Source organism: Castellaniella sp., assembly GCF_034674885.1.
GTDB lineage: Bacteria > Pseudomonadota > Gammaproteobacteria > Burkholderiales > Burkholderiaceae_B > Castellaniella.
Genome location: NZ_JAUCDS010000015.1, coordinates 1 through 16917, shown reverse-complemented (window position 1 = coordinate 16917; position 16917 = coordinate 1). Strand labels below are relative to the sequence as shown.

The following is a 16917-nucleotide window of genomic DNA, read 5'->3' as shown; positions in this document are numbered from 1 at the left end:
TCAGGCACCTGCAATCGCCTGAACTTCAGGCTGAGACTTACGTTTATGCAACAAGGCGGGACCGACGCGGTTGCGGCCATAGCGCAGCGCCATCTGCACGAAGTGCACGGCGAAGACCAGGTGGCCCAGCGTCATCAGAGTGCCGCCCAGCGTGCGGGCTTCCAGGTACGGCATCGTGACCAGCACCGAATCCATGAACGGTCGTGCGGCATCCAGCATGGCCAGGCCTTGCAGCCAGCCGCCGATGGACAGGCCGATGATGTAGACCATCATGCCGACGAACACCAGCCAGAAGTGCACGATGATGAGTTTCGGATGCGGCCATTCCCAGGACATGACGCGCGGCATCACGAAATAGATGGCGCCGAACATGACGATGGAGAAGAAGGCATACAGCCCCAGGTGAGCGTGCGCCACGGTGAAGTGCGTGAAGTGCGCCACGCGGCTGACGCTGCGCAGGGCTTCGAAGGAACCCTCGAAGGAACTGACCGTGTACATCATGGCGCCCAGCACGATGAAGCGCAGCGTGGGCGAGTAGTACATGGTCTTGAAGTGGCCGCGCATCGTCAGGTGCTGGTTCACCGAGAAGGCCAGCACCGGGATGATCATCATCATGGACTGGACGATCGACAGCGTGATCAGCCAGTGCGGCACCGGGCCGCCGACCAGGTGGTGGCCGCCGACCTGGCCGTAGAAAAAGGCCAGCGCCCAGAAGCCGATCAGCGACAGGTTGTAGGACTGGATCGGACGGCCGATGATCTTGGGCAGGAAGTAGTACACCGAGGCCAGGGCGATCGGGGTGTAGTACAGGCCCAGCACGTTGTGGCCGAACCACCAGTTCATGGTGGCCTGCTCCACGCCGAAGTGCACGCCGGGCACCTTGCCCACCAGGTACAGCACCGGGAACCAGAACAGCGCCGCGCCCATGTACCAGATCGACACGTACAGGTGATCGACCTTGCGGTTGCGCAGCGTGAACACCAGCGGCAGGGCGATCAGCGAACCGCCGATCACGATCAGGATGCTGACCTGCCAGGGGATTTCCAGCCATTCCAGGCCGTCGTTGATGCCCGCAGCGATCGCGCCCAGGCCGGCAATCAGGCCGGCGTTCCAGAGCATGCAGCCCAGCAGCGCGAAGCGGCCGCCGTACAGGCGGGTTTTCAGCAGGCGCGGCAGAACCCAGATGGCGATCCCGAAGGCCGCCATCGGACACCAGCCGTAGGCCACCATGTTCAGGTGCAGCGTACGCGTGCGACCGAAGGTCAGCCAGGCGTATTCAGTCAGGAATTCGGGATTGTGCAGCTTGATCGAACTGATCAGGCCGAACGTGGAGGCCGCCACCAGCCAGACGATGGCACAGGCCAGGAAGACGAAAGTCACGTAGGCCGTGGATTGGTCGGCCTCCATGCGTTCGGTCAGCTCGGCCTTGAGCTTGTCGGCCAGAGACGGATCGATGACGGCCTTGCCGCCCTCGGTCACGACCTGCTGCAGGCCGGCTCGCTGTTCAGGCGTGGCGGAGGGATCTTCGACGTGGCCGATTTCGCCGGTCGAAAAGATCACCCCGGCCGCAGCGGGGTTGTCGTCGAACATGTTCCGTCGCAGGGACCAGATAAAAATACCCAGTCCGGTCACGGACATGATAAAGGTCAGGAGTAGTACGGTGACGGTATCCACAGCGCTTCCAGTGAAGGACAATTGACGCCCGAGCCGGCGATAGACCGGCTTCGGCAACCCAGGATTGTAGCGTTAGTTTTGATCTATGATAAATCCGTGCAGGATCCAAGATAGGAAAAACCCCCATCTTTCATGAGGGCTTCCAGCTGCACGGTCCCACCTTCCCCTTCATCTACCTGACCCGAGGATCTCTCACGATGGAATGCACCCTAGACTGGCAAGGCCCGGAGGGCATGCTGTTCATTTCGCGCACCGGCAGCGGCCACGTCCTGGCCATGGATGGCGCCCCGGAGGGCGGCGGACAGAACCTGGCCGCCCGCCCCATGGAAACCGTGCTGACCGGCGCCGGTGGCTGCGCCGCCTACGATGTCGTGCTGATCCTGAAGCGCGGCCGCCACGCCATCACGGGCTGTCAGGTCAAGCTGAGCGCCGAACGCGCCGATACAGAACCCAAGGTTTTCACCAAGATCCACTTCGCCTTCCGGGTCACGGGAAAGAACCTGTCTGCCGCCGCCGTCGAACGCGCGGTCGAACTATCGCACACGAAGTATTGTTCCGCCGTCGCCATGCTGGAAAAGACGGCGGAAATCACCCATTCCATCGAGATCATCGAAGGCTGAGCCCCGGCGCGGCGCCGTACGAGACCCTACACTGCCATCGGCGCCGTCAACGGTGCGTGGTGGCGGTATCCTTCCAGGGTGAAGTCTCCGGGTTCGACCCGTTCCAGCCATTCCGGCGCGTAGACGCCGGTATCGGCATAGGCGGGGATCCGGTCGGACAGGCGCAGCTGCGGCGCCGGATAGGGATCGCGGCGCAGCTGTTCGCGCAGCATGTCCACGTGGGTCTCGTAGATGTGCGCATCGCCGATGAAATACGTGAACCACCGAGGCGTATAGCCTGTCAGGCGCGCCACCAGATGCGTCAGGGCGGCGCCTTCGGCCAGGTTGAAGGGCGTGCCCAGCCCCACGTCATTGCTGCGGATGTACAGGCACAGGGACAGTTCGCGCGTGGTGGGGTTGGCCAGAAACTGATACAGCAGGTGGCAGGGCGGCAGGGCCATTTCCTCGATCTGCGCCCAGTTCCAGCCGTGGAACAGGATGCGGCGGCTGCCCGGATCGCGCATCAGCGTATCCAGGCATTGGCGCAACTGATCGACGGCCTTGTAGAGCAGCGCCTGGCGGGACCCGCCCTTTCCCGTCGCGTCTTCGATCACACTGACCTGCCGATAGCCGCGCGCCAGGGCGTCGGCGATCTGATCAGCGCCGCGCGGCTGGTCCAGATCGATCAGCTTGTACGCGGGCCACTGGCGCCACTGCACGCCATAGACCGGCCCCAGATCGTCGGGGCCGCCCCGCCAGGGGCTGTCCAGCCAGGCCTGGTTTTCATTGGCGTTCTGGTCCCACACGCGGCAGCCCAGGGCACGAAAATCCGCTGCGCTGTCAGCCGCGCGCAGAAAGCCCACCAGTTCGCCGATCGCGGACTTGAAGGCCAGGCGCTTGGTGGTGACGGCGGGGAAACCTTCACGCAGGTCGAAGCGCAGGCAAGCGCCGGGCAGGCTGAGCGTGCGCACACCGGTGCGATTGTCCTGCCACGACCCTTGGTCGAAAATGGACTGCACCAGGTCCAGGTACGCCTTCATTCCGATTGCGCCCCATACTGGCCACCGCGTTCCAGCACCCGGCGGGCGCTTTCGATGACGGGCCGATCGACCATGCGGCCATCCAGACGAAAGGCGTATTCACCCGTGCGTTCAGCGTGTTCGACGACGCGGCGCGCCCAGTCGAGTTCCTCGGGCAAGGGCCGATATACGCGATGCACCACCGGCACCTGTTTGGGATGGATGCAGAGCTTGCCGCTAAAGCCCATGTCGCGAGCCAGCACGGCCGCGCCTTCCAGGCCGGCTTCGTCGGAAAAATCCGCATAGATCGTATCGACGGGGTCGGCCAGGCCGTGCATGCGGCTGGCCTGCAAGATCTGGAAGCGCACCTGATCCAGGATGCGCTGGGCGCCTTCGGTCTGCGGCCGGGTGCCGAATTCCACCATCAAGTCGAGGATGCCGAAAGTCAGGCGGACCACGCCGTTGGCCTCGGCGATCTTGTCCAGCACCCGCAGCCCTTGCGCCGATTCGATGATGGGAATCAGGGGCTTGCCGGCGCCGGAGACCTTGTAGACGTGGTCGGCCGCCTGGGCCTTGGGCAGAAGGATCCCGGCCACCGCAGGCAGTTCGCGGCACAGGGCCAGATCATCTTCGAACCACGACGTGGAGCCATCGTTGATGCGCACCCACAGACGATCCTGAGGATGCTCGGCCGCATGGCGGGCCAGCGCATCCCGGGCGGCGGATTTGGCATCGGGCGCCACCGAGTCTTCCAGATCGACGATGACGGCGTCGGCGCCGCTGGCAATGGCCTTGGAAAAGCGGTCCGGCCGGGTGGCCGGTACGAACAGCGCGCTGCGCATCAAGGTTTCATGCATCGTATCCCCCTATCGTGAAAAGCGTGGATCAGGCCCCGGCGGCTACCATGCGGGCGGCGATGCGCTGCTGCCATTCCCGCGGCCCTGTCGTATGCACGGACACCCCCTGAGAATCCACAGCTACCGTCACCGGCATGTCCTGCACCTGGAATTCGTAGATGGCTTCCATGCCGAGATCCTCGAAACCCACCACGCGCGCGGCACGGATGGCCTTGGACACCAGGTAGGCCGAACCGCCCACGGCCATCAGGTAGGCCGAACCGTGCCGGCGGATGGATTCGATGGCCTCGGGGCCGCGTTCGGCCTTGCCGATCATCGCCAGCAGGCCGGTCTGCCCCAGCATCATATCGGTAAACTTATCCATCCGCGTAGACGTGGTCGGGCCTGCCGGGCCAACGACCTCGTCGCGCACCGGACCGACGGGCCCGACGTAATAGATGACCCGGCCCGCAAAGTCCACAGGCAGGGATTCGCCGCGCGCCAGCATGTCCTGGATGCGCTTGTGGGCCGCGTCGCGGCCGGTGAGGATGCTGCCGGAGAGCAGCAGGCGCTCGCCGGGTTTCCAGGATGCGACTTCTTCGCGCGTCAGGGTATCGAGGTTGACCTGGCGAGAGGCCTTGTAGTCGGGTTTCCAGTGGACTTCCGGCCATTCGGACAGGGCCGGCGGCTGCAGGGCGGCCGGCCCGTTCCCATTCAGCACGAAATGCACGTGGCGGGTCGCGGCGCAGTTGGGAATCATGGCGACTGGCTTGGACGCCGCGTGCGTCGCACAGGTCATGATCTTGACGTCCAGCACGGTCGTCAGGCCGCCCAGACCCTGGGCGCCGATCCCCAGCGCATTGACCTTCTGATAGAGATCGATGCGCAGTTCTTCCAGTTTGTTCTGCGGGCCGCGCTGCAGCAGCTCGTACATGTCGATGTCCTGCATCAGCGACTGCTTGGCCATCAGCATGGCCTTTTCGGCCGTGCCGCCGACCCCGATGCCCAGCATGCCGGGGGGGCACCAGCCGGCCCCCATGTGCGGCACGGTCTTCAGCACCCAGTCGATCAGCGAATCGCTGGGGTTGAGCATGGCGAACTTGGTCTTGTTTTCCGAGCCACCGCCTTTGGCCGCCACCTGGACGTCCACGGTGTCGCCTGGCACCAGTTCGACCTGCAGCACGCAGGGCGTGTTGTCGCGCGTGTTGCGCCGGGCGAACAGCGGGTCATCGAGCACCGAGGCCCGCAGGGGGTTGTCGGGATTCGTGTAGCCCCGGCGCACGCCCTCGTCGCAGAGTTCCTGCAGGCTGCGGCGGGTGTCGAAACGCACGTCCATGCCGATCTTCATGAAGACGTTGACGATGCCGGTGTCCTGGCAGATCGGCCGGTGGCCTTCGGCGCACAGGCGTGAATTGGTGAGGATCTGCGCAATCGCGTCGCGGGCAGCGGGGCTTTCCTCGACCTCGTAGGCGCGAGCCAGATGGTGGATGTAGTCCAGCGGATGATAGATGCTGATGAACTGGACGGCATCTTCAATCGATTGGATCAGATCGTGTTCGGTGATGGTGGTCATTATTTTCCCTTCCAGACCGGTGGTCGTTTTTCGGCGAACGCGGTGGCGCCTTCGCGCGCGTCCTCGGATGTGAAAATGTGGGCAATGCGCGGGCGCTGCAGATCGAACATATCGTCCGGGCGCCAGTTGCGCGATTGTGAAATGATGGATTTCGCCGTGCGCACGGCCAGTGGGCCGTTGGCTGCGATGGTGCGCGCCAGCGCCAGGGCGGCATCCAGCGCCCCGCCCGGATCGGCCAGGCGATTGACCAGCCCCAGCTGGTGGAAGCGTTCCGCCGGGAACAGGTCGCCGGTCAGCACGGCTTCCATGGCGACGTGATACGGAATGCGCGAAGGCAGCCGCAGCATGCCACCGGACCCCGGCACCAGCCCGCGCTTGACCTCGGGCACACCGAACTTCGCGTCGCGGGCGGCCACGATCAGGTCGCAGGCCAGGGCCAGTTCGCAACCACCCGCCAGGGCGTAGCCCTCGACGGCCGCGATCAGGGGTTTTTGCGGCGGGCGTTCGCACAGCCCCCCGAAGCCGCGATCCCCGACGTAGGGGCGCTGGCCGGTGGCGGCAAAGGCCTTCAGGTCCATGCCGGCGCAAAAATGCCCGCCCGCGCCGGTCAGGATGCCCAGGCGCAGGTCCGGGTCGGCATCCAGCCTGTCGAGGCCGGCGGCCAGGGCCTGCGCGGCTTCCAGATTGACGGCATTGCGCGCCTGCGGCCGATTCAGGCGCAGGATCAGGATATCGTCCTGCCGCTGGACTTCCAGGCACTCGCTCATGTGTTCTCCGACAAAGTGGATAAAATGGCCGTTTCGGGCGCAGTCCGCACTGTACCCGAGTTTCGGATACGAACCTTGCGGGTCACCCGCCACGTCATGCTCACATTCCAACAACTGATTTTATCGCTCCAGCAATATTGGGACCGACAGGGCTGCACCCTGCTGCAGCCCTACGACATGGAAGTCGGGGCCGGGACATCCCATACCGCCACATTCCTGCGCGCCATCGGCCCGGAACCCTGGCGAGCGGCCTATGTCCAGCCGTCTCGGCGCCCCAAGGACGGGCGCTACGGCGACAACCCGAATCGGCTGCAGCACTACTATCAGTTCCAGGTGGTCCTGAAACCGGCCCCGCTGAACATCCTGGACCTGTATCTCGGGTCCCTGAAGGCCGTCGGCATCGACCCGCAGCAGCACGACATCCGCTTCGTCGAGGACGACTGGGAAAACCCCACGCTGGGCGCCTGGGGCCTGGGCTGGGAAGTCTGGCTCAACGGCATGGAAGTCACGCAGTTCACCTACTTCCAGCAGGTCGGCGGCCTGGACTGCAACCCGACCATGGGCGAGATCACCTACGGCCTGGAACGCCTGGCCATGTACCTGCAAGGCGTGGAATCCGTCTACGACCTGGTCTGGACCGAAGCCCCCGATGGCCGCCGCGTGCACTACCGCGACGTGTTCCACCAGAACGAGGTCGAACAGTCCACCTACAATTTCGAGTACGCCGCCACGCCCATGCTGTTCGCTCATTTCAACGACTACGAAACCGAGGCCAGGCGCCTGATCGAAGTCCCGCTGGCCCTGCCCGCCTACGAAGCCACCCTGAAGGCCGCCCACACATTCAATCTGCTCGATGCCCGGGGCGCCATCAGCGTCACCGAACGCGCCACCTACATCGGCCGCATCCGCAACCTGTCGCGGGCCGTGGCGCAGGCCTATTACGAATCCCGTGAACGGCTGGGCTTCCCCATGCTGGAGGCCCAGGCATGAGCACCCGTCCCCTGATCGTCGAACTGCTGACCGAAGAACTGCCGCCCAAGGCCCTGAACGCCCTGGGCAATGCCTTTGCCGACGGCATCCGGAAAACCCTGCAGGCCCAGCATCTGCTGGCAGATTCCTGCATCTGCACCCCCTACGCCACGCCACGCCGGCTGGCCGTGCATCTCAGTGCCGTGCTGGGACAGGCTCCCGACCAGCCCTACAGCGAAAAGCTGATGCCGGCGGCCATCGGCCTGGATGCCCAGGGGGCCGCCACCCCTGCCTTGCTGAAGAAACTGCAGGCGAAAAATCTGGCCCACCTGGACCCGGCCGCCCTGGCCCGCCGCCACGACGGCAAACAGGACGTGCTCTACGCCGAGGGCACCGCCCCGGGCGCGGCGCTGGCCGACGGCCTGCAGCAGGCGCTGGACTACGCGGTCACCCACCTGCCCATTCCCAAGGTCATGCAGTACCAGTTGGCCGACGGGCACACCAGCGTGAAGTTCGTGCGGCCTGCGCACCATCTGCTGGCGCTTTGGGGCGAGGACGTCATCCCGGTCCAGACCCTGGGCCTGCAGGCCGACCGCATCACGCGCGGGCATCGTTTCCTGTGCCAGGAACCGCTGGCCATCGCCTCGACCGACGACTGGGCCGCCCAGCTGACGGGCTCGGGCTACGTCATCCCGGCCTTCGCCGAACGGCGCGCCCGCATCGCCGGACAACTGGCGGAAGCATCGGCCACCCTGGGGGCCACCATTGGCTCGGACCCCGAAGTCGAGGCGCTGCTGGACGAAGTCACGGCGCTGGTCGAATGGCCCACCGTGTACGTCGGAGCCTTCGAGGAAGCCTTCCTGGCCGTACCCCCGGAATGCCTGATCCTGACGATGCGGCTGAACCAGAAGTATTTCCCGCTGTTCGACCCGGCCACGGGGGCGCTGACCCACCGCTTCCTGATCGTCAGCAACATGCAGCCGCAGGACCCGACCCACATCATCCAGGGCAACCAGCGCGTCGTGCGCCCCCGCCTGGCCGATGCGCAGTTCTTCTACCAGACCGACCTGAAGACTCCTCTGGCCGACCGTGTCGCCGACCTGGCCCACAGCGTCTATCACAACAAGCTGGGCAGCCAGCTGGAGCGCACGGAACGAGTGCGCAAGATCGCCCGCTGGCTGGCGCCCCTGCTGGGCGGCGCACCCCTGGTCGCCGCCCGGGCCGCCATGCTGGCCCACGCCGACCTGGGCACCCAGATGGTCGGGGAATTCCCGGAATTGCAGGGCATCATGGGCGCCTACTACGCCCAGCACGACGGCGAGCCGCCCGAGGTCGCACGCGCGTTGCGTGATCAATACCGCATCCGCCTGGATGCTCCCGTCACCCCGGACGCCCTGATCGCTACGGTGCTGTTCATGGCCGAACGCGCAGAAACGCTGATCGGCATCTGGGGTATCGGCCTGGCGCCCACCGGCGAGCGCGACCCCTACGGGCTGCGCCGCGCGGCCCTGGGCCTGATCAGCGCCTACGAACAGCTCACGGCCGGCGGCTACCTGCAGGCCAGCCAGGACTCCCCTGCCCGACTGGCTGAACTGCTGGCGCAGGCAGCCGGCAACTTCAGCGCGGGCGCGCTGGCCAAAGGCACGGTCGACGCCGTGCTGGACTTCGTCTACGAACGCTATCGCAACCAGCTGGCCGCAAGCTGCGACCGAGCAGCCATCGACGCAGTCCTGGCCTTGCGCCCGCCCCTGCACCAGGTGTCAGCCCGCGTTCAGGCCTGCATGGAATTCACCACCCTGCCCGAAGCCGAATCCCTGGCAGCCGCCAACAAGCGGGTCAACAATCTGCTGAAAAAGGCCGAAGGCGATCTGCCCGCATTCGACCCCGCGCTGTTGGCCGAACCGGCCGAACGCCGGCTGGCCGACGTCATCGGGCAATTGGCACCGCAGGCACAGGCAGCCCTGGAGGCTGGCAACTTCACCGCCAGCCTGGCCATTCTGGCCCAGGCGCGCGCGGCTGTGGACGGCTTTTTCACCGACGTCATGGTGATGGCCGATGACCCGGGCATCCGCAACAACCGGCTGGCCCTGCTGCAGTCCCTGCATGGCCTGATGAATCAGGTGGCCGATCTGTCCAGGCTGGCGACGTGAAGCTCATCATCCTGGACCGCGACGGCGTCATCAACCACGACAGCGACGCCTTCATCAAAGCGCCCGAGGAATGGATCCCGATCCCCGGCAGCCTGGAAGCCATCGGCCGTCTCAGCCAGGCCGGCTGGCGGGTCGTCGTCGCCAGCAACCAGTCCGGCGTGGCGCGGGGGCTGTTCTCCATGGAAACCCTGGGTGCCATCCATGCCCGGATGCGCCAGGCCGTGGCCGATGCGGGCGGGCGCATCGACGCCATCTTCTTCTGCCCTCACGGTCCCGAAGACCGCTGCACCTGCCGCAAACCGCTACCCGGCATGCTGCACGACATTGCCCAGCGGCTGGACCTCCACCTGGACGGCGTGCCCCTGGTGGGCGACAGCCTGCGCGACCTGCAGGCTGCAGCGGCGGTCGGCTGCACGCCCTGGCTGGTGCTGACGGGCAAGGGCCGCGCCACCTGGGAAACCTCCGGCACCAGCGGCGAGCTGCCCGCCGGCACCGAGGTCCGTGACGACCTGGCGGCCGTGGCCGACGCCCTGCTCAAGGCGCATCCATGACCTTTCTGCGTTCCGCCCTGTACATGGCCTTCCTGGTGGTCACAGTCATCCCCTACGCCCTGTGCTGCGTCCTGTGGGCGCCGCTGCCCCTGGTCTGGCGCTACCGCCTGACCCTGGGCTGGCCACGGCTGGCCCTGTGGGGCGCGCGCTGGATCCTGGGCATCCGCTATCAGGCGCGCGGCACGGAACACCTGCCCGACGGGCCGGCCATCATCCTGTCCAAGCATCAATCCGCCTGGGAAACCCTGTATTTCGCCGTCAAGCTCCCCAAGGACGTGGTGTTCGTCTATAAAAAGGAACTGCATCACGTGCCCTTTTTCGGCTGGAGCCTGGCCCTGCTCAGCATGATCCCCATCGACCGGGCCAAAGGCCGCGAGGCCTTCGATCAGGTGGTGCGCATCGGCAGCAGGCGGCTGCAGGAAGGCCGCTGGCCCGTGCTGTTTCCAGAAGGCACCCGCGTCGCCCCCGGCGAAGTCGGGCGCTACAAGCAAGGCGGCACACTGCTGGCCTGCAAGACCGGCGTGCCGGTGATTCCGGTGGCCCACAATGCCGGGGAACGCTGGCCGCGCAATGCCTTCCTGAAGACACCCGGCCTGGTGACCGTGTCCTTCGGCCCGGCCATCGACCCGGCCCAACACAACCCGGTGTCGCTGAACAACGCCGTACGCGACTGGATCGAGACCGAAATGCGGGTCCTGAATCCCGAACGGTATGCCGACCGCTGAACCGCTGCAGCTCAGCCTGTTCGATACGCCGATGCCCGGTGCGGCCCCAGGGCAGCACCCCACCGCGAGCCCTCCCGCGACATCCCCCGAACCGCCCGGCTACACCCGGCATGAAATCCGCCTGCAGGACCAGCCGCTGGCCTACCGCCTGCGCCGGTCCCGGCGCAAGACGATCGGCCTGACCATCCGCGACGCACGCCTGCTGATCCAGGCGCCCACGTGGGCGACCCGCCGGCAGATCGAGGAAGTCATCCAGGAAAAGTCCCGCTGGATCCGGGACAAGCTGCGGATCAACCAGGAACGCATGGCCCTGCTGGCCCTGCAGGATACGCAGTGGCGGCCAGGCGGGCGCATCCCCTACCTGGGCGTGATGATCGAACTGCAACTCGATGGCGGGCGGCCCGCCGGCTTCGAGGGCGATGCGCTGAACCCGGGTGCCGGCGACCGGCTGGTCCTGCCGCTGCCCGACCATGCCGACGGCGACCGCATCCAGGAACGGGCGCAGGCCTGGCTGCAGGAGCAGGCCCGGCAGGACTTTGATGTCCGGCTGCAGCGCTGCCTGGCCCTGGCAGGACAGGACATCGACGGCTGGGCGCTTTCTGCCGCCCAGGGCCGCTGGGGTTCATGCACCAGCCAACGGCGCATCCGCCTGAACTGGCGCCTGATTCACCTGCCACCGCATCTGATCGATTATGTGGTCGCGCACGAAGTGGCGCACCTGAAGGAAATGAACCACGGCCCCGCCTTCTGGCGCGAAGTCGAGCGGCTGTATCCGGACTTCAAGTCGGCCCGGGATGCCCTGGCCCGGCACCATCCGGCCAGCCTGCCGCTGTTCTGAACACCCGCGCATCAGGCGCAGGCGTACGATCCACCAAGGTTTTGCGTATGATAGGTGGATCGTCTTGTCCTGATCCTGGAAATCCACCATGCGACTACTTCACACCATGCTGCGCGTCGGCAATCTGGACCGCGCCCTGATGTTCTACACCGACATCCTGGGCATGCGCCTGCTGCGCCGCAAAGACTATCCGGACGGCCGCTTCACCCTGGCCTTCGTCGGCTACCAGGACGAATCCGAGGGCGCCGTGATCGAACTTACCCATAACTGGGACACGGAATCCTACGATATCGGCGCCGGATACGGCCACATTGCCATCGAAGTCGAAGACGCCTACGACACCTGCGCCACCATCAAGGCGCGTGGCGGCCTGGTGGTGCGCGAAGCCGGCCCCATGAAGCACGGCTCGACCGTCATTGCATTCGTGCAGGATCCCGACGGCTACAAGGTCGAACTGATTCAGCGCGACAGCCGCGCCGACTGATCCGGATTCACGCGACGCCGGCGGCCGTCAGCGCATCGGACATGTCCAGGAATTGCGTCACCGACAATTCCTGGGGCCGCGCAGTCGGGGCGATGCCCAGGGCATCCCAATCCAGCCGGTGCGTCCAGTCGCCCAGGCTGCCCCGGATCATCTTGCGCCGGTGCTCGAACACCCGAGCAACCAGCCGCTCGAAGACGGCCGGGTCTTTCGCCTGACGCCAGGCATCCGGCGCCAGGGGGCGCATGCGCACGATGGCCGACATGACCTTGGGCGGCGGATCGAAAGCATCCGGGGGCACGTCGAACAGATTCACCATCCGGTAACGGGCCTGCAGCATGACCGACAGGCGCCCGTACTGGCTGTCGCCCGGCTGCGCCACCATGCGGTCGATGACTTCGCGCTGCAGCATGAAATGCTGGTCCTGCACCTGGTCAGCCCACTGCATCAGGTGAAACAGCAAAGGCGTGGAAATGTTGTAGGGCAGATTGCCGACGATGCGCAGGCGCGGGCCAGCCGGGGCATCAGATCCGGTGCCGTCGGCAGGGATCAGGCTGGAGAAATCGACCGTCAGGGCATCGGCCTCGACCACCGTCAGGCGGTCGTCTCCCCATTGGGCGCGCAGGCGCCGCGCCAGATCACGGTCCAGTTCGACCGCCGTCAAGTGGCCCAGCCGATCCAGCAGGGGCGCCGTCAGGGCGGACAGGCCCGGGCCGATTTCCACCATCCGGTCGCCGGCCAGCGGATCGATCGCCCGCACGATGGCATCGACGACCGATTCGTCGCTCAGGAAATGCTGGCCGAAGCGCTTGCGAGCCTGATGCGTCATTGCGATGACTGGGTGCCGCTGCGGGTGTGGTCCAGCCGGTTGTCGATATAGGCCTGACTGCGCAACTGATCCAGCCAGTCTTCATACGCCGGACCGATACGCCGTTCCATCAGGGCGCGACGCGCCTGCATGCGGCGGAACTCCTGTTCCATGTTCTTGGTGCGGCGACCCTCGACCTGGATCAGGTGCCAGCCGAACGGCGATTTGACGGGTTCGCTGACCTGGCCGTCCTGCAAGGCATTCATGGCCTGCTCGAAGGCCGGCACGGTCTCGCCCGGATTGAGCCAGCCCAGATCGCCGCCCTGCGGCGCCGACGCGTCCTGGGAATAGCGTTTGGCCAGTTCGGCGAAGGATTCGCCATGCTCGATGCGCTGCCGCAGGCTTTCCAGGGTGCTGCGTGCCTTGTCGTCGTTGACGACCTTGCTGGTCTTGATCAGGATGTGCCGCGCATGAGTCTGCGTCACCATCATGGGGCCGGACGCTGCGGGGGCTTGCTGGGCGGGCGCGGGGGTCGCTGCAGGCGGCGCTGCGGGCGCCTTTTTCGGCGCCGGGCGCTGGGCATAACCGCGACGCACGACCTTCAGGATGTGAAAGCCCCGCCCGCTCTGGAGAATCCCGGTGATGCCGCCCGCCGGTACGTCGGCGATGGCCTGCGCGAACAGATCGGGCCAGTCCTTCAGGGGCCGGATGCCCATATCGCCACCCTGCAGGGCCTGCGGCCCATTGGAGGACGCCGCCGCCACGCCGGCGAAATCGGCCCCGGATTTCAGCTTGCGCAGCACGTCTTCTGCCTGCTTGCGCTTTTCGGCCACGACGGAATTGGCGGCGTAGTCCGGAATCTCGATCAGGATCTGCGCCAGTTCGACCAGTTCAGGCCCCGAAGGCACGGCGGCGGGCTCGGGTTCCGCAGGGGCCTGGGGCTGGGCCTGCACCGGCGATGGCAGGGGCCGATCGCCCTGGGTCTGCAGGAATGCATCGACGTCGCTGTCGCTGATGCTGATGCGATCCTCGACGAAGCGCTGGCGCAGCATGTCGTCGCGGATCTGTGAACGCAGTTCTGCGCGGTACTGATCCCAGCTCATGCCGCTGCCCAGGATTTCCTTGTGCAGCTGATCCACCGTCAGGCGGTTGCGCTGCGCCACGGTCTGGATGGCCCGATCGACCTGCGCATCGGAGACCCGGATGCCAGTGCGCTGGGCTTCCTGCTCCTGCAGGGCGGCATTGATCATCTGCTGGAGCACCTGGCGCTTGAATACGGCCCCGTCAGGCACCGGAATCTGCTGTTGCTGCATCTGCCGGCGCACTTCGGCCTGCTTCTCGGTCAGTTGACCAAGGGTGATGACCTGCTTGTTGACGATGGCGGCAATGCCATCCACGAACTGTTCGGAGGGCGCCGCCTGCGGCGCAGGCGCAGTGGCCGGACGGGTTTTCCCGGCAGCCATCGCCGGCGGCGCCAGCATGCTGCCGCCCAGCAGCAGGGCCAGCGTAAGCATGCTGGCGGGGTGACGCGAGCCTGACATCATTCGTACCTCTCGAAAGCGGTTTTTTCAGGGATGGGGGGGGTCGTGGACTGATAGCCCGTGATCCGTTCGGACAGCATGGACATGGGATCGGTGCCCAACGACCCCAGGCCGGTGAGCTCCAGCTGAAGGAAGAGCGCCGTATTGGTCTTTTCTGCGGACACCGCGTAACGCTGCAGCACCGCGCGAGCGGCCCAGCCGCCATCGCCGCGATATTCCAGGCCCACGATGGACTGAGTGTTGCGTTTCTCGGCCAGGGAATAATCATAGCGGCCCACGCCGAACCAGCGACGCGCCAGCGGCCACTGGCTGCTGAGGCTGACCTGTTCGCGCGACTGCTGCTCGGCGCCGACCGGCAGGATCCGGTATGGGTCGGTATACAGATTGGGGTCGCGTTCGTAGCGGTAGGACAGTGACACCGTCGCCAGGCGTTTGGGCGTCCAGCGCACACCTGAACTGAGGCGATTGCGCTTCTGGGTATCGTGGTCGAACTGGCCGTCGAAATACACGGAGAACTGATCCGTCAGCGCCGCCTTGGCCCCCAGCAGATAGTCGGATTCCGTGGCCTTGCGCGGTGTCTGGCTGGGCAGCGTGACCCGCTGGTCGTCGAAATAGAAGCGCTGCGCGACCGACAGGGACAGGCGCTCGAAGCCCGTATCGGCATCCAGCCACCGAGTGGTCAGGCCAGTCGTCAACTGATTGGCATTGGCGATGCGGTCCCAGCCGCCGCTGAAGATGTTCTCGTCGAAGGCCTGCTGATAGCTGAACGACGCCATGCCCGTATCGAACACGGGCAAGCCTGACTGATCCCGATACGGCACGTACAGGTAGTACAGGCGCGGCTCCAGCGTCTGGACGGCTGCATTGCCGAACCAGGACGAATCGCGTTCCAGGGTCAGGCCGGCATCCACGGAGGCAATGGGCAGCACTCGCGTCTGTACCCGGGGCTGCCCCAGCAGTTCAGGCGGCAGGCCCTGGATGCTGTCATAGAACCAATCGGTGTTGTATTGGCTCATGTGCAGGCCGACCTTGGGGGTGAGATACGCGCCGGGCAGCACGAAAGGCCGGGAAATCGAGGTGTAGGACGTCAGGCGGGTGCCGTTGGGCATCAGGCGCTTGCCGGATTCGTCGGGAAAGGCGCTGCCGTGATAGATGGGCGCCACGAAACGCGTGGCGTAATTGTCGGACACCACGTCAAAGCCATGCCAATCGTAATGCCGGGCCCGGAAGTGGAGTTCCGGCAGCTTGTCGTAGGGCGGCGCCAGGAACGAGCCCGTGCTGTCCTGCAGGGTCTGATAGCGGTAGAACTGCAGCGACCCGCTGAAGTGCGGGCCACCCGACCAGGTCAGCAGCGCCTGGCTGGGCATGTAGGTGATCGCGGCATCGGTCAGCCCGAACGACGAAAAATCCCGGAAATAATCGTCGTCCGAGACCTTGCGGGCATCCAGGTAGGCCTGCAGGCCGTGGCCCAGTTCCCGGGTATGTTGCACCGAATACATCCAGCGCTTGTCGCCGGTCTGGCGGTCGCGCATGATGTAGGTGCCGAACAGCTCGGAATGCGAGGATTCCCCCAGATGCCGGAACTCGGTCCCCAGCAGCAGGCCGCGCTTGCTGAGAACGCGCGGGTACAGGGTGGCATCGTAGTTGGGGGCCAGATTCAGGTAGTACGGGGTGGTCAGCTCGATCCCCCCGTTGGATGACGTCCCGTAGGTGGGGGTCAGGAAACCGGTCTTGCGGTCCCGGCCCAGCGGAAAGGTCAGATAGGGGGAATACAGGATCGGCACGCCCTTGAAGCGCAGCACGCCGTTGCGGGCCGCGCCCTCGTTTTCGTCCAGATACAGATCCACGCGGGACGCATCGATATACCAGGCAGGATCGGGCCCCGACCAGCCGGTATAGCGCACGCCGGTCAGGCGCATGTGCTGGCGGCCCAGGATGTCTGCGTGTTCCGCCCGGCCCTTGCCGGCCGACGCCCCCAGCCAGAACTGCGGCGCCTGGATCTCGCCCTGACTGGTCCGGGCGTTGTAGCGCAGGTGCGGGCCTCGCACGATATTGCCATCGCGGGCCAGCAGGCCGTCGCCCCGGATCTCGGTTTCGCCGGTCGTCTGGTCGTAATCGATGCGGTCGCCCTTCACCACGCCGTTCAGGCGGCGCACCTGTGCGTGCCCCTGCAGCGTCACCCGCCCATCCGCATGGCGCGTGATGTCATCCCCGATCAGGAAGGACGGCAGCTCGTCGCCCTGCGGCACCGGATGCAGGCGCAGGCTGCCCACCATGCGCAGTTCGCCGGCTGGCGCGTCGGCCGCCAGGGCCGGGGCCGACAAGGCGGCGCTCAGGAGGATGATGCGGCTGATCCAATGCACGAAGACCGGGCCCTCTAGGGTGA

The 16917-nt window shown here is 65.9% G+C and carries 15 protein-coding genes; 7 read left to right on the top strand and 8 right to left on the bottom strand.

Translation table 11 applies throughout. The annotated features are described in order from the left end of the window. Positions 1-1674 carry a cbb3-type cytochrome c oxidase subunit I gene (locus VDP74_RS09730; RefSeq protein WP_322999432.1) on the bottom strand — a complete coding sequence of 558 codons (1674 nt, stop codon included), beginning with the start codon at positions 1672-1674 and terminating at the stop codon, positions 1-3. A gap of 197 nt (positions 1675-1871) precedes the next feature. On the opposite strand from VDP74_RS09730, the gene VDP74_RS09725 reads away from it, so the two are divergent. After that, complete coding sequence (locus VDP74_RS09725; protein WP_322999431.1) at positions 1872-2294, top strand: OsmC family protein; 423 nt, start codon at positions 1872-1874, stop codon at positions 2292-2294. Positions 2295-2320: 26 nt separating this feature from the next. Here the strand turns inward: VDP74_RS09725 and VDP74_RS09720 are convergent, their stop codons facing one another. From VDP74_RS09720 to VDP74_RS09705, 4 genes are read right to left on the bottom strand one after another with little or no spacing between them, the layout of a single operon-like run. After that, on the bottom strand, positions 2321-3313 hold the full coding sequence (locus VDP74_RS09720; RefSeq protein ID WP_322999430.1) for a thymidylate synthase: 993 nt from the start codon (positions 3311-3313) through the stop codon (positions 2321-2323). After that, positions 3310-4149, bottom strand: a complete 840-nt coding sequence (locus VDP74_RS09715; RefSeq protein WP_322999429.1) for a CoA ester lyase — start codon at positions 4147-4149, stop codon at positions 3310-3312. The genes VDP74_RS09720 and VDP74_RS09715 overlap by 4 nt, the downstream gene beginning before the upstream one ends. Positions 4150-4177: 28 nt before the next feature. After that, entirely contained in the window at positions 4178-5701 is a 1524-nt protein-coding gene (locus VDP74_RS09710) for a fumarate hydratase (RefSeq protein ID WP_322999428.1), read from the bottom strand. Beyond that, positions 5701-6468 carry a crotonase/enoyl-CoA hydratase family protein gene (locus tag VDP74_RS09705; protein ID WP_322999427.1) on the bottom strand — a complete coding sequence of 256 codons (768 nt, stop codon included), beginning with the start codon at positions 6466-6468 and terminating at the stop codon, positions 5701-5703. The genes VDP74_RS09710 and VDP74_RS09705 overlap by 1 nt, the downstream gene beginning before the upstream one ends. Positions 6469-6564: 96 nt before the next feature. On the opposite strand from VDP74_RS09705, the gene glyQ reads away from it, so the two are divergent. From glyQ to gloA, 6 genes are all read left to right on the top strand, one after another. Beyond that, a complete protein-coding gene (gene glyQ / locus VDP74_RS09700; protein WP_322999426.1) occupies positions 6565-7458 on the top strand; it encodes a glycine--tRNA ligase subunit alpha in 894 nt (297 codons plus the stop codon). Beyond that, positions 7455-9587 (top strand): glycine--tRNA ligase subunit beta, encoded by a 2133-nt coding sequence (gene glyS / locus VDP74_RS09695; protein ID WP_322999425.1) that lies wholly within the window; start codon positions 7455-7457, stop codon positions 9585-9587. Before glyQ ends, glyS begins: the two co-directional genes overlap by 4 nt. Then, positions 9584-10138: a D-glycero-beta-D-manno-heptose 1,7-bisphosphate 7-phosphatase gene (gmhB, locus tag VDP74_RS09690; protein ID WP_322999424.1), complete on the top strand. Its 555-nt coding sequence runs from the start codon at positions 9584-9586 to the stop codon at positions 10136-10138. Before glyS ends, gmhB begins: the two co-directional genes overlap by 4 nt. After that, the gene (locus VDP74_RS09685) at positions 10135-10863 is read left to right on the top strand and encodes a lysophospholipid acyltransferase family protein (RefSeq protein WP_322999423.1); all 729 of its coding nucleotides are present in this window, start codon (positions 10135-10137) and stop codon (positions 10861-10863) included. Before gmhB ends, VDP74_RS09685 begins: the two co-directional genes overlap by 4 nt. Further along, on the top strand, positions 10850-11701 hold the full coding sequence (locus VDP74_RS09680; protein ID WP_322999422.1) for a SprT family zinc-dependent metalloprotease: 852 nt from the start codon (positions 10850-10852) through the stop codon (positions 11699-11701). Before VDP74_RS09685 ends, VDP74_RS09680 begins: the two co-directional genes overlap by 14 nt. Positions 11702-11789: 88 nt before the next feature. Then, complete coding sequence (gene gloA / locus VDP74_RS09675; RefSeq protein ID WP_322999421.1) at positions 11790-12185, top strand: lactoylglutathione lyase; 396 nt, start codon at positions 11790-11792, stop codon at positions 12183-12185. A 7-nt stretch (positions 12186-12192) separates the two neighbouring features. On the opposite strand, the gene rsmA is transcribed toward gloA, so the two are convergent. Genes rsmA through VDP74_RS09660 form a run of 3 tightly spaced genes read right to left on the bottom strand, consistent with a single transcriptional unit; the run spans position 12193 to position 16894 of the window. Next, complete coding sequence (rsmA, locus tag VDP74_RS09670; RefSeq protein WP_322999420.1) at positions 12193-13011, bottom strand: 16S rRNA (adenine(1518)-N(6)/adenine(1519)-N(6))-dimethyltransferase RsmA; 819 nt, start codon at positions 13009-13011, stop codon at positions 12193-12195. Beyond that, positions 13008-14534, bottom strand: a complete 1527-nt coding sequence (locus VDP74_RS09665) for a peptidylprolyl isomerase (RefSeq protein ID WP_322999419.1) — start codon at positions 14532-14534, stop codon at positions 13008-13010. The genes rsmA and VDP74_RS09665 overlap by 4 nt, the downstream gene beginning before the upstream one ends. Further along, positions 14531-16894: an LPS-assembly protein LptD gene (locus VDP74_RS09660; RefSeq protein WP_416232968.1), complete on the bottom strand. Its 2364-nt coding sequence runs from the start codon at positions 16892-16894 to the stop codon at positions 14531-14533. The genes VDP74_RS09665 and VDP74_RS09660 overlap by 4 nt, the downstream gene beginning before the upstream one ends. Between the last annotated feature and the right edge of the window lie 23 nt (positions 16895-16917).

Excerpts from the sequence above, each read along its gene's own strand:
- VDP74_RS09680 (WP_322999422.1), top strand. The coding sequence starts at position 10,850 with ATGCCGACCGCTGAACCGCTGCAGCTCAGCCTGTTCGATACGCCGATG.
- VDP74_RS09715 (WP_322999429.1), bottom strand. The coding sequence starts at position 4,149 with ATGCATGAAACCTTGATGCGCAGCGCGCTGTTCGTACCGGCCACCCGG.
- glyQ (WP_322999426.1), top strand. The coding sequence starts at position 6,565 with ATGCTCACATTCCAACAACTGATTTTATCGCTCCAGCAATATTGGGAC.
- VDP74_RS09720 (WP_322999430.1), bottom strand. The coding sequence starts at position 3,313 with ATGAAGGCGTACCTGGACCTGGTGCAGTCCATTTTCGACCAAGGGTCG.
- VDP74_RS09685 (WP_322999423.1), top strand. The coding sequence starts at position 10,135 with ATGACCTTTCTGCGTTCCGCCCTGTACATGGCCTTCCTGGTGGTCACA.
- VDP74_RS09710 (WP_322999428.1), bottom strand. The coding sequence starts at position 5,701 with ATGACCACCATCACCGAACACGATCTGATCCAATCGATTGAAGATGCC.
- gloA (WP_322999421.1), top strand. The coding sequence starts at position 11,790 with ATGCGACTACTTCACACCATGCTGCGCGTCGGCAATCTGGACCGCGCC.
- VDP74_RS09705 (WP_322999427.1), bottom strand. The coding sequence starts at position 6,468 with ATGAGCGAGTGCCTGGAAGTCCAGCGGCAGGACGATATCCTGATCCTG.
- rsmA (WP_322999420.1), bottom strand. The coding sequence starts at position 13,011 with ATGACGCATCAGGCTCGCAAGCGCTTCGGCCAGCATTTCCTGAGCGAC.
- glyS (WP_322999425.1), top strand. The coding sequence starts at position 7,455 with ATGAGCACCCGTCCCCTGATCGTCGAACTGCTGACCGAAGAACTGCCG.
- VDP74_RS09665 (WP_322999419.1), bottom strand. The coding sequence starts at position 14,534 with ATGATGTCAGGCTCGCGTCACCCCGCCAGCATGCTTACGCTGGCCCTG.
- VDP74_RS09725 (WP_322999431.1), top strand. The coding sequence starts at position 1,872 with ATGGAATGCACCCTAGACTGGCAAGGCCCGGAGGGCATGCTGTTCATT.